This is a genomic window from Colwellia sp. E2M01, assembly GCF_018860585.1.
Taxonomy (GTDB): Bacteria; Pseudomonadota; Gammaproteobacteria; order Enterobacterales; family Alteromonadaceae; genus Colwellia.
The window spans coordinates 126,205-138,354 of the sequence record NZ_JAHKPR010000010.1 but is presented as its reverse complement, the minus strand read 5'-3'; the positions used below and the strand labels follow the sequence as shown (position 1 = coordinate 138,354).

13 protein-coding genes and 1 riboswitch are annotated in these 12,150 nt (G+C 36.6%); of the genes, 6 read left to right on the top strand and 7 right to left on the bottom strand.

Annotation, left to right across the window (positions count from 1 at the left end):
* Positions 1-57 precede the first annotated feature (57 nt).
* On the bottom strand, positions 58-504 hold the full coding sequence (locus tag KO502_RS01385) for a DUF3010 family protein (RefSeq protein ID WP_216020761.1): 447 nt from the start codon (positions 502-504) through the stop codon (positions 58-60).
* Positions 505-640: 136 nt separating this feature from the next.
* On the opposite strand from KO502_RS01385, the gene KO502_RS01380 reads away from it, so the two are divergent.
* Both KO502_RS01380 and KO502_RS01375 read left to right on the top strand, forming a co-directional pair.
* A complete protein-coding gene (locus KO502_RS01380) occupies positions 641-1,366 on the top strand; it encodes an SDR family oxidoreductase (protein WP_216020760.1) in 726 nt (241 codons plus the stop codon).
* Positions 1,367-1,383: 17 nt separating this feature from the next.
* Positions 1,384-2,337 carry an amidohydrolase family protein gene (locus KO502_RS01375; protein WP_216020759.1) on the top strand — a complete coding sequence of 318 codons (954 nt, stop codon included), beginning with the start codon at positions 1,384-1,386 and terminating at the stop codon, positions 2,335-2,337.
* 54 nt (positions 2,338-2,391) lie between these two features.
* Here the strand turns inward: KO502_RS01375 and KO502_RS01370 are convergent, their stop codons facing one another.
* From KO502_RS01370 to KO502_RS01355, 4 genes are all read right to left on the bottom strand, one after another.
* Positions 2,392-3,063 (bottom strand): HAD family phosphatase, encoded by a 672-nt coding sequence (locus KO502_RS01370; protein ID WP_216020758.1) that lies wholly within the window; start codon positions 3,061-3,063, stop codon positions 2,392-2,394.
* Between the two features lie 290 nt (positions 3,064-3,353).
* On the bottom strand, positions 3,354-4,538 hold the full coding sequence (locus KO502_RS01365) for a mandelate racemase/muconate lactonizing enzyme family protein (RefSeq protein ID WP_216020757.1): 1,185 nt from the start codon (positions 4,536-4,538) through the stop codon (positions 3,354-3,356).
* Positions 4,539-4,839: 301 nt separating this feature from the next.
* Positions 4,840-5,610, bottom strand: a complete 771-nt coding sequence (locus KO502_RS01360; RefSeq protein ID WP_216020756.1) for a class II aldolase/adducin family protein — start codon at positions 5,608-5,610, stop codon at positions 4,840-4,842.
* A gap of 82 nt (positions 5,611-5,692) precedes the next feature.
* Complete coding sequence (locus KO502_RS01355; protein WP_216020755.1) at positions 5,693-5,866, bottom strand: hypothetical protein; 174 nt, start codon at positions 5,864-5,866, stop codon at positions 5,693-5,695.
* A gap of 292 nt (positions 5,867-6,158) precedes the next feature.
* Between KO502_RS01355 and KO502_RS01350 the strand changes: the two genes are divergently transcribed.
* The gene (locus KO502_RS01350) at positions 6,159-8,231 is read left to right on the top strand and encodes a M13-type metalloendopeptidase (protein ID WP_216020754.1); all 2,073 of its coding nucleotides are present in this window, start codon (positions 6,159-6,161) and stop codon (positions 8,229-8,231) included.
* A 370-nt stretch (positions 8,232-8,601) separates the two neighbouring features.
* Positions 8,602-8,796 carry a (2Fe-2S)-binding protein gene (locus KO502_RS01345; protein WP_216020753.1) on the top strand — a complete coding sequence of 65 codons (195 nt, stop codon included), beginning with the start codon at positions 8,602-8,604 and terminating at the stop codon, positions 8,794-8,796.
* Positions 8,797-8,907: 111 nt separating this feature from the next.
* Here KO502_RS01345 and bfr (KO502_RS01340) read toward each other — a convergent pair whose 3' ends face one another.
* Positions 8,908-9,375 carry a bacterioferritin gene (bfr, locus tag KO502_RS01340; protein ID WP_216020752.1) on the bottom strand — a complete coding sequence of 156 codons (468 nt, stop codon included), beginning with the start codon at positions 9,373-9,375 and terminating at the stop codon, positions 8,908-8,910.
* A 9-nt stretch (positions 9,376-9,384) separates the two neighbouring features.
* Entirely contained in the window at positions 9,385-9,870 is a 486-nt protein-coding gene (gene bfr / locus KO502_RS01335; protein ID WP_216020751.1) for a bacterioferritin, read from the bottom strand.
* Positions 9,871-10,111: 241 nt separating this feature from the next.
* Positions 10,112-10,270: riboswitch (cobalamin riboswitch) on the top strand.
* A 29-nt stretch (positions 10,271-10,299) separates the two neighbouring features.
* Between bfr (KO502_RS01335) and KO502_RS01330 the strand changes: the two genes are divergently transcribed.
* Together KO502_RS01330 and KO502_RS01325 are read left to right on the top strand one after the other, a co-directional pair.
* On the top strand, positions 10,300-11,121 hold the full coding sequence (locus KO502_RS01330) for an ABC transporter ATP-binding protein (RefSeq protein ID WP_216020750.1): 822 nt from the start codon (positions 10,300-10,302) through the stop codon (positions 11,119-11,121).
* Complete coding sequence (locus KO502_RS01325; RefSeq protein ID WP_216020749.1) at positions 11,114-12,133, top strand: iron ABC transporter permease; 1,020 nt, start codon at positions 11,114-11,116, stop codon at positions 12,131-12,133. Before KO502_RS01330 ends, KO502_RS01325 begins: the two co-directional genes overlap by 8 nt.
* The last annotated feature ends 17 nt before the right edge of the window (positions 12,134-12,150 follow it).

Below are 12,150 nucleotides of genomic sequence, written 5' to 3'. Positions count from 1 at the left end.
CCTCTAAGCCTTTTAACTTTCGCTGAGTGGGAAAGAACTTAATCAACTTGGTATAAATTACTCTGCAGGGTAAGCGTGATTTTTAGATTCTAAATAAGCAAAAACCGTGGTAAATGCTTGTTCTTGAAATTGCTTTAAGCCGGTATCTCTAAAATCAATATCAACCTGACTTCTGGCTAATTCTTTCTTAAGAAAAGTAGCTGCTAAAATTTCTACTTCTAAGTCAGCAATTAATTGAATAGCCGCTTCAATCTTAAAACCAATAGCACCACCTGCAAATTTACCTTTTACTGCACGACCTTTAATTTGCACGTGTGTTACTTGGTAATCTTCCATCAGTTTAGCAAAAGTGAATTGAAATTTTCTTATTGCTTCAGCATCACCAGCATTTTCAAGCGTCACTCTTTGTACGCGTGTATGAGGAATATCATACAAGTTATTTTCTTTTGTCATGATGCAAATAATTGCTTCATTACTTTTAATTTCTACGCCACAAGCTCTCATGGAAAAACCTCATTAATCAAATTGCCAATATTATAACCTCATTATTGCGAAACTACACCAAGAACTAAATGGAAGTTGCCAACACTAACAGGTATCATTTAAATATTATTGAATAATAGAAAACCGGAAACGTTAAATGAATAAAGTATGTGTGATCACAGGTGGTAGCTCAGGTATTGGTTTGAGTATTGTAAAATTGTTCGTAGAGAATAATTATCGCGTTTTCAATTTAGATTTATCACCCTCACCGCTGGGCGAGTTTTGTCAGTGTGATGTAACTAACCTTAAGCAAGTCAATGAGATAGTTAACACAATTGCTGATAAGCACACTATTGATGTTTTAGTGTCTAATGCTGGCATTCACTTTTCCGCTAACATTGAAAACACCAGTGAAGCTGATCTAGACAAAGTATTTAGCATCAATGTTAAAGGTGCTTATGCAGCGGTTAAAGCGGTATTACCATCAATGAAGGCCAACAACAATGGCGCTATTATTTTAATGTCTTCAGAGCAAGCACTTGTCGCCAAACACAATTCGTTTGCTTATAACTTGAGTAAAAGCGCCCTCGCCTCTATCGCCAAAACTACCGCACTTGATTACGCATCATTTAATATTCGTGCTAATGCGGTTTGCCCTGGCACGATTGAAACACCGTTATATCATAAAGCGATTAATAATTACTGTGAAAAGTCAGGCGCTAATAAAGATGAAGTACATGCGGAAGAAGCCGCATTGCAACCATTAGGTAGATTAGGCCAAGCAGAAGAAGTTGCCGAGTTGGTATTATTTTTAGCTTCAGATAAAGCCAAGTTCATCACCGGCAGTTTGCAAGTAATTGATGGTGGTTACACCGCCCAGTAGCAATAAAAATTCAAACCATGAAAATAATAGATCCGCATTTACATTTATTTGATTTAGCCAAAGGGGATTATCAGTGGCTAAAAACTGATAACCCACCACATTGGTCTGATAAACACATCATCAATAAAAACTTTAACCTTGATGATTTAGCATTAAATGCACCCTATGAATTAGCGGGCTTTGTTCACATTGAAGCGGGGTTTGATAATGAACAACCTTGGCGAGAAATAAAGTGGTTAACAAAAGTCATAACAGCAACCCCCTTTAGCGCAGTTGCCTTTATAGACATTACACAGCCAGAAGAAACCTTTAAGCAACATTTAAAGCAGTTATTAGCTTATGACAGTGTTGTTGGCTGCCGTTATATTTTAGATGATAACGCCTGCGAAATTCTCCCAAAACCGCAAGTACTTACTAACTTAGCTATCCTTTCTGAGCATAAGCTAAGCTTTGATATACAAATGCCACTTGATGATATTCAAGCTGTTAATGAGTTAACCAAAATATTAACCTTGATGCCAAAACTGCAAGTTATTATCAATCATGCTGGCTTTCCTGTGGCTTTTAATGAAACTATAAAAAAAAGCGATTTTAAAACGTTAATTGCATGGCAAAACTGGCAACAAGCTATCAATTTATTAAGCCGATTCGACAACTGCTGTATTAAATGTTCAGGCTGGGAAATGACAGATAGACACTATAAAAGTAATTGGCAACAAGCGGTTTTAACACACTGCCTATTAAGCTTTGGACAAAGCAGAGTGATGCTAGCTAGTAATTTTCCACTTTGTTTATTCAACCAGTCATATCAAGATTATTGGCGCACAATATTGGGAGAATTATCCCAAATAAATAGTGTATGCTCACTAACTAAACATAATGCGCTTAATTTAAGTGAACCTGAACAACTGCTCTCTGCTCTTTGTTTTAACAACGCCAAAAAACATTACAAGTTATTATTAAATGAATAAAGTCAGCTAAAACAAGTAATACACAACTCAATCTCAGTAAAGTTATAGTAAAAGCTACAATAAAACCTCAAAGCTTTTTATCTCACGATGTAACCGTTTACTCGTTTCATCATTAAAAGCAACAAGATCTGGAATACCAATCGTATAACATCCTGCAGCAAGTGCCGCAGTAGCTCCTGCATTTGAGTCTTCAAACACAATAACACGCTCTGGTTTAACGCCTAACCGTTCACAGGCAAGTAAGTAGGGAGCAGGATCAGGTTTATACTTCTTCACATCATCACGAGTCACCACCAAAGTAAACGCTGGGTAAAAATCATAAGAATAAAAATTGGACTTAACACCAGTTGAAGCGCTAGAAGTGACAATACCAAGCGGTTTATTGAGTTGCTTAACTTTAGCTAGGTAATCAAGAAATCCTTTTTTAAGCGGCACAGCTTGTTGCACAAGTAATTTAAGGTTTTCGTAATAACACGATGAAAATAAGGTTATATCCACCTTCTTTGATGACTCAGCGGCCTCATCAGAGTTATTGAACATTTCCATGGCTAACTTCATACTTTCAGGTGTCGTTAAGCCGATAAACTGTATATACATTTCATCAGTAAACACTTGAGAGAACTGCTTAGCTGTTATTTTCCACGCTTCTCGATGAACGGTTTCAGAGTCAAAAATGGTGCCGTCCATATCAAATAAAATTGCATCAAAGTCATCGTAGTTCAACATAGCTTTATTCTCTCATCTTATAGAAACAGAGTTTTATTCACTCATCTTATAGAGGTAGTGTTTTAAAATATTTATTATACTAGCAATACATGACATTCTTTTGAATGCATGAATCTACTCTTATTAATGGAAAACTTAAATTCACATGAAAAAGCTAAAAGGTAAAGTTATCTACAAATTTAACTAGTCATTGTAGCTACAAAAAAACGCATTGTTCTCCAACAATGCGTTTCAAAAATTTAGCTTAGTCGTATCTTATTTAACTTATTAACGACTTTACTTAAGCGATTTTACTTAAGTGATTTAATCGTCACGTTTGGTGATTTTTTCACAACCGCGTCATTAAGCTCAATACCAATACCTGGCTCTTCACTGACTTGGAAAAAACCATCAACAGGTTGTGGGTCTTGTAAACATAACTCACGGTTCCAGTCTTTAATTGCATATGTGTGATGCTCATGAATTAAAAAGTTAGGAATAGCCGTTTCTAAATGTAATGACGCAGCTGTTGCCACTGGGCCGCCACAAACATGAGCTTGAACACGAATATCGTAAACATCGGCGTAATCACACACTTTTTTCGCTTCAGTAAAGCCGCCACATAAACCAACATCAGGTTGTAGTACATCAATACTTTGATCTTCAAAATATGGACGAACATCCCAACGATGATACAAACGCTCACCGCCAGCAATTGGCACGTTTACATTGTCAGATACTTTTTTATGTACCGCAGGGTTTAAGTAATTCACTGGCTCTTCGTACATCATACAGCCAACTTCTTCTACTATTTTGCCCATTTGAATCGCTGAGGCTGCGCCCATTAATGAATGCGATTCAAAAATAATATCCACATCATCACCTACTGCATCACGAATAGCGCGTAATCTGTCACCAAATAAACGCATTTGCGGATTAGTAAATAATTTGGTTCTATCAAACGAAGAGCTACCATCTTTGTTATAAACAATCGGGTCAACTTTAACCGCATCATAACCTTCTGCAACCGCTTTAAGCGCTGCTTCTGCGTATTGTTCAGGTTCAATTAGCTTAGATATTTCAGGCGCCCAATCAAACTGTAATTGGCTCGCATAAGTACGTAGTTTGTCGTTAACTTTACCACCTAAAAGCTGATAAACAGGTACGCCTAACGCTTTACCTTTAATATCCCAAAGCGCGGTATCAATAGCGCTCATTGCTGAATACAATACTGGCCCGCCGCCTAAGCCCCAAAAGCTTTCACGCAACATACGTGACCATAAAAGCTCGGTATTAAACGGATTAAAACCAATAAGTACAGCCTCACTGATCTCTTTAATCATTGCGGCAGCAGCGCTATGACCCCAATCATAAGCTAAGCCCGCTTCACCAACACCAGTAATACCTTCATCGGTATGAATACGAACAAAAACAGGATTCCAAGCAGTACGCTTAGGGCAATGAATATCAAAAACTTCTACATGAGTTATTTTCATATGTCTCTCGGTTGTTTTTTTAACTTAATTTCAAAAGATTAATTTCAATGTGATTTTAATTTTTACGTAATTAATACGCTCACCACGTTAAAATCCAGTAGTGGTTTAGATTGAAGGTGTATTGTTCTATTTAAAGGAAAAAGCACGGAGTTGACGCATGTCAAGATTCCGTACATCCTGTACTCCACCTTTCAGGTCACCCTTAGGGTGTGCAAATTATTTCCCGAATAATTTGAGAGTACTTTTGACGCATAAATAGGACGATACAGCAAAAAGATAAACCACTACTTACTAATTTTTATTACTGATCGAAGGCTGGGTCGGAGCGATATACTCTGCGAAGCATGGCGGGCCATGCTGTCTGCCCACCTGTTTTCCCGCTGTGAACAACATTCGCCTGCGCTTTAATACCATCAATAATACTTTGCGGCGCAAAAATTGGCTTCATACCTGTTGCCATAATCTGCAACTGTATTTGACAAGCTCGCGTTAAGTCATACATGTGCATAAAGGCATCACCAATGGTTTTACCCATAGTTAAGGCACCATGATTACGTAGTAACATAAAGTTTGCGTCGCCTAAATCTTGTTGTAACCTTAATTTTTCTTCATCATTTACTGCTAGGCCTTCATAATCATGATAACTCATCGATGCTAAGGCAAACATTGAGTATTGACTTAATGGTAACAGTCCTTCTTCTAAACTACCTACGGCAATAGTGTCATTAGTATGTATATGTAAAGCACAAAGATCTTCATGGCGCGCTTCATGAACAGCGCTATGAATAGTAAAACCTGCTGGGTTAATTTCAAACGGGCAGTCTTTATCAATGATATTGCCATCAATATCAATTTTTACTAAATTTGATGCGGTGATTTCTTCAAATGCCATACCAAAGGCATTAATAAGCAAATGTTCAGTACCCGGAATACGCGCTGAAATATGAGTATGAATTAAATCGTCCCAGCCGTGTAATTGTAATAATCGATAACAGGCGGCTAAATCTACTCGTACCTGCCACTCTTCATCTGACACTTTGTTTTTTAAATCAAGTTTGGGCAATTGATACATGCGATAGCCTTTGCTTTAAGAATAATGATAATTGACCAATTTTACCTGATGATGCATAGGCATTAAAGTCGTTTAGCTCGCTTTATATAAAAGCTTTGATAATAGCGGCACCAATTAGAACAAAAACTAAAATAGGTAATATTTTACTATACTTACGTTGCTGCTCTTCACTCATAGGTTTACCAAATCGTTCACCTAAAACCACCATTAAAAACACCGCAAAAAAAACGCAAGCCAAAATAATAAGTAAAGTCATTTAAGTCTAATCTCCGAGTCCGAGCTTGAAGGTCTTATTGTTTTTCCTTCAGTATTAATTAAATAAGCAATGTAGCATTGAATATTAGCTTGTCGCAAACCCACGATATGCTAAACATAAAGATAATTGTAAACAGTTATTTTGTTAGCTAGAAATAACTATCATTACGCCGTAGAATCGATAAAACAGGAACTTAGCTTATAACATACAGCCAAATGCTCCCTACTTCATATATACACCGATAACTATATTTAAGGTAATCAGCTGACAAGCAGATAAACAAGGAAAACTCATGAAAGTAAAAATAACTAGCGCAATATGTTCGTCTTTAATACTGCTAAGCGCCTGCACACCTACTGCTAACATAGATAATAGTAGCAACACTTCAGTCGTGTCACCTGTAGTGTCGCCATTACTTTCAGGTATTGATAAAGCCAATATGGATACCAGTATTCGACCACAAGATAACTTTTATCGATACATCAATGGTAATTGGATAAATACAACGGTTATTCCTGATGATAAAACGGCAATTGGTTCATTCTATGATTTACGTGATCAAGCCGATGAAGATGTGAATGTTATTATTGAATCATTAGCAGCAACTGAAAACCTCAAACAAGGTAGCGACGAACAAAAAGTGGCTGATCTTTTTCGTTCTTATATGGACAACGAAAAACGAAATAGCCTTGCCATTAACCCAATACAACCTATTTTTGATGCGATTGATAACATCACTAATAAATCAGAGTTAGCGGCATTTTTTGGTCAATATCAAGCTGTTGGTGTTAGTAATCCATTAGCGTTTTACATTAGCGTAGATGCTAAAAACTCAAATAGTTATGCTGCTCATATCTGGCAAAATGGCTTAGGTTTACCCGATAAAGATTACTACTTCAATAACACTGAACGGTTTGTCAATTTACGTGCAGGGTATCTTAAGCACATAGAGAAAATGTTCACTCTAGCCAATATCCCTAATGGTAAAACTGCCGCTAAAACCATTATGGATTTAGAAACTCAATTGGCAAAATACCATTGGACTAAGGTTGAGAGTAGAAATAGTGAAAAACGTTATAATAAATATGCAGTTAATGAATTAAATCAGTTAACAAGTGAGTTTGACTGGCCTACATATTTAACGGCTCAAGGGGTTGATACAATAGAAAACATTATTATAAATCAACCTGATTTTGTGCAAGGTTTTGGTGATATTTTTGCTCAAACCTCATTAGCGAATTGGAAAACCTATTTAACATTTCACAGTTTAAGTAACTTTGCTAGTTACCTCACAACAGAAATTGATAACGAAAACTTCGACTTTTATTCAAAACAATTAAGCGGTCGCAAAGAACAACGTCCACAATGGAAGCGCGGTGTGGGTGTTGTTAACAGTAACTTAGGTGAGGTTATAGGCAAAATATATGTAAAACAGCATTTTACTCCTAAAGCTAAACAACGCATGAGTGAATTAGTTGAAAACTTACGCCTTGCCTATGGTACAAGTATTGAAGACCTTGACTGGATGTCTGCTGAGACAAAAAAAGAAGCACAGATTAAACTCGCGGCTTTCACACCGAAAATAGGCTACCCAGATAAATGGGAAGATTATTCAGCCTTAACAATTGATAGTGATGATTTAGTTGGTAATATTATTCGCTCATCTCGTTTGTCTCACGAAAAGTCCATTGCAAAATTAGCAGAAACAAAACGTAAATGGGAATGGCACATGACACCTCAAACGGTTAACGCATATTACAGCCCAACCGCAAATGAAATTGTTTTCCCTGCAGCAATATTACAACCGCCATTTTTTAATATGGCGGCTGAAGATGCCGTAAATTATGGCGGTATTGGCGCTGTTATCGGTCATGAAATGGGTCATGGCTTTGATGATCAAGGTAGTAAATATGATGCCCACGGTAACTTAAGAAACTGGTGGAGCGAACAAGATTTAGCTGAGTTTTCTAAACGCACTAAAGCTTTAGTTGAGCAATTCAATCATTATCACGTTTTTGATGATTTAAACATAAATGGAGAGCTAACCTTAGGAGAAAATATTGGTGATTTATCTGGGGTTACTATTGCTTATAAAGCTTACAAAGCATCATTAAATGGTAAAGAAGCGCCTGTTATTGATGGCTTAACTGGCGATCAACGTTTCTTTATGGGTTATGCTCAAATTTGGCGAATGAAAATGGTAGAAGAATCTTTGCGTAACCGCGTGGCTACCGACCCACATTCTCCTGCTGAATTCCGTGCTTTAGGTTCATTATCAAATGTAGACGAGTTTTATAAAGCTTTTGATGTAAAACCTGGAGATGCTATGTACATTGCGCCAGAAAAACGCGTTAAGATTTGGTAGGCGCTTAACTTAGGGGTTCAGACCAAGTACCTAGAACCTAGAACCTAGAACCTAGAAATTAGGTACTAGGTAGCCAAAAAACGTAAGGAGCTTCGGCTCCTTTTCACTTTCTTTCCCTTAACTCAAATTAAGTCGCCCGCCTAAAACCATATAAACGAATATAGGGTAACACTAGATTATATAGTTAAACTAAATACTCAAACCGAAATACTCAAACCAAAATATTCAAATTAAATATAACGCAAGATCATTCACTTACTTTAAGTAAGACGTACAACAAAAGTAACACTATTGATAACTATTATCATTAAGGTTATTATGCGTATACTGAATTTAAATTATTAAATCTTTTTCATGTGAGATATTTTGTATGTACGTTTGTCTTTGTCACGGTGTTACCGATACCCAAATTGAGTCTGCTATTGATAATGGTGCTGAAACAATGAAATCGTTAGCAATCGAGCTTAAAGTTGGCACACAATGCGGCAAGTGTTGTCAGTGCACTAAACGTGTACTAAATAAAAAGCTACTTCAAATTGCTGAAACGCAATCCCAAGTAGCTTAGTTTTATTTACTCTAAAGCTAATTTAAACGAGTTAACGATGCAACTCGCTTAAATTAAGATATATTTACTTATTACTTATTACTTTAAAACATTAACGATTAATAGAAGCTATTACTCCATCATCGACTGCAAGTAATTTTCAATACCCGCATGCTCAATAATATATTGTTGCGATTCAACCCAATCAATTTTTTCTTCAACATTTTCAAGTAGCTCTTCTGCTAAATCTCTGGTGATGAAATCATGTAATTTTTCACTTTCCGCAATTAGAGTTTGTAAAGCATCACGCGAAACATATTCTAATTCCATATTCGATTGCAGCATTTCTTGAGTGTGCTCGCCAATATGTAAACGCCCTAGGTCTTGTAAATTAGGTAAGCCTTCTAAAAACAGAATACGTTCAATCAATTTATCTGCTTGCTTCATTTTTTCAATTGATATTTTATAATCTGCTTTATTGAGCTTTTCTAAACCCCAATTTTTATACATTCGTGCATGTAAAAAATATTGATTAATCGCCACTAATTCAATAGCTAAAACACTATTTAATAAAGTGATAATTTTAGTATCGCCTTTCATAACAACTCCTTATGCGGGTAAATGTTGACCCATATGAGATTGAATATAATTTTGCAAACCAATTCGTTCAATCAAGCCCAGTTGTTTTTCAAGCCAATACACATGATCTTCTTCGGTATCAAACAGCAACTTTTCTAACATTTCTCGGGTTTGAAAATCACCTTCACTTTCACATAACGCTATTGTCGATTTTAATGCAGTTACCACTTCCATTTCTAAAATTAAATCATTGCTGAGCATACTCGGTACATCATCACCAATAATTAAATCTCGTCTACTTTTTAAATTAGGAACGCCTTCAAGAAATAAAATACGTTTAATCAGTGCATCGGCATGAGTAATTTCTTCCTGCATTTCATGCTCAAGTTGATCATAAAGTTTATCTAACCCCCAATCTTGATACATTCGAGAATGAATAAAATATTGATCTATCGCTGCTAACTCATTGTGTAATAGGTTATTTAAGCTTTCGATTACTTTAGGACTACCTTGCATTGTTCACCTCCGCATATAAAAAATAATAATATGAAAATAAAACACTCAATATAAATTACTTTAAAGCCTAGTAGATTGATAGTTATTTATCTAATTTAACCACCTTTTTATTTAACTAAGTGATTATTTTTTAAGTGAAAATTATTCTTGTTACCATTTCTAATATGATGCAATTATTAATAACCAAATCACAAATAAGTTACCTTTAACAAATAGCCATCTAAACACCTAAAATTTGCTAATAAAATGTAGCTGCGCTAGAATGCGACTCCAAAGGTTTTTCGTGTTAACGAAGATGGTGTAAATCCATCACTGTTCCCGCAACTGTAAATGAACGTAATATTTAAGTTACTTATAAATATTCTTTCAAAGTCAGATAGCTAACTAAAAAACCAATCTATTACCGTGCGGGAAAACACGAGTTTAAATATGTCTACACTGCTAACCGTCTCAGCCCTTAGCTGGAAAATCCAGCATAAATCTATTTTGCAGAATATTAACTTTAATGTTCGCAAGGGTGAAGTGATCGGTATTATTGGCCCTAATGGCGCAGGAAAAACCAGTTTATTACGGTGTTTAACCAATCAAGGAAAGCTACTTACTCATGTAAGTACAAGTGGTAGTATTCAATTAAAAGGTCGAGATCTCACACTTTATAGCGCTAAAGAAGTTGCCCAGCACTTTGCGTTAGTTATGCAAAAAAATGACGCTATTTTCGCATTATCTGTAGAAGATGTGATGAAAATGGGGTTATTACCACATAAATCACTGTTCTCAATTAATAACGACCACGACAAAGCGCAAATTACTTTAGCGCTGAGCAAAGTCGGCTTGTCTCACGAGTTACACAGCGCCTTTAATAAACTTTCAGGCGGTGAACAACAACGCGTATTAATTGCTCGAGCCTTAGTACAATCAAGCCAAATTTTAATCCTAGATGAGCCAACAAACCACCTTGATGTTTATTATCAACATCAAGTATTGCAACTCGTTAACCAGCTTAATATCACTGTCATCATGACAGTGCATGATCTCAATCTCGCCAGTTTATATTGCCAACGTTTATTGTTGTTAAATAAAGGTGAGTTGATTTGTGACGGCACACCAGAAGAAGTATTAACTTCAAGCCAATTAAGCGCGGTGTTTGGCTTACCTTGCCAGCAAGGTATTGATGAAATAACTGGAGCTAGCCGAGTATCTTTTTATCTAAAAGAACAGCTACAGCAAGCAGAAATACAAACCGATGAATAAAGAGTCTGTCAATAAAGCACCCTCAAGCAAAACACCTGCTATTTTATTTACTTTAGCGGCATTAGTTATTGTTTCAGCCATCGCCTCTATTACGTTTGGGCCTGCTAATATTGGTGTAAACGATTTAATGTCGTGCTTATTTAGTAGTTGTCAAAACCAAGTGGCTAACGTAGTCATTTGGCAAGTACGTATTCCACGCGTTCTTGTCGCTTTAGTTGCTGGTATGGGTTTAGCTATTGCCGGCGCTATTTTGCAAAACACCACACGCAACCCGCTAGCTGATCCTTACTTGTTTGGTATTGTTTCAGGCGCAGGCTTAGGCGCCACTATTGCTAACATATCTCTTGTTGATAACTTAACCATAGCCCTCCCCTTAGCGGCATTTCTTGGTGCTTTATTTTCTGTTGTTATTGTTGTTTTTATTGCCAAAGTATTACAACACATGGAGCAACTTTTATTAGCCGGTGTTGCGGTGTCGTTTATGCTCGGCTCTATCACTCAATTTATTTTATATTTTGGCGAACCCTTTGCGACTAACCGCGTTATTTTCTGGCTAATGGGCAGTTTAGCACGCGTTGAAATAAGTAACTTTTATGTTATTAGCGGTGTGCTAATCATCGCCATAGCGACTGTCATAGCACTGCACAGACAAATTGACGCTTTACTACTTGGCGATGAAAGTGCTGCAAGTTTAGGGGTTGATGTCGATAAACTGCGCTTATTAATGTTAGCCATTTGTGCCGCACTTACCGCCACGATTGTTGCCTATTGTGGCGGCATAGGTTTTGTAGGTTTGATGATCCCACACATTGTTAGACAGCTTATTGGCGTAACCACATTAAAATTAATCATTGGCAGTGCACTTATTGGTGCAATATTTCTTATTTGGGTCGATGTAGTAGCCCGCTCTTCACTACCTGAAGCGGAAATACCTATTGGTATAATAACCTCTGCACTAGGCAGTTTATTTTTCTTATTTATTATGTATCGCTCTCGCCAGAGTAATTTATAACACAACTTTTTATAACG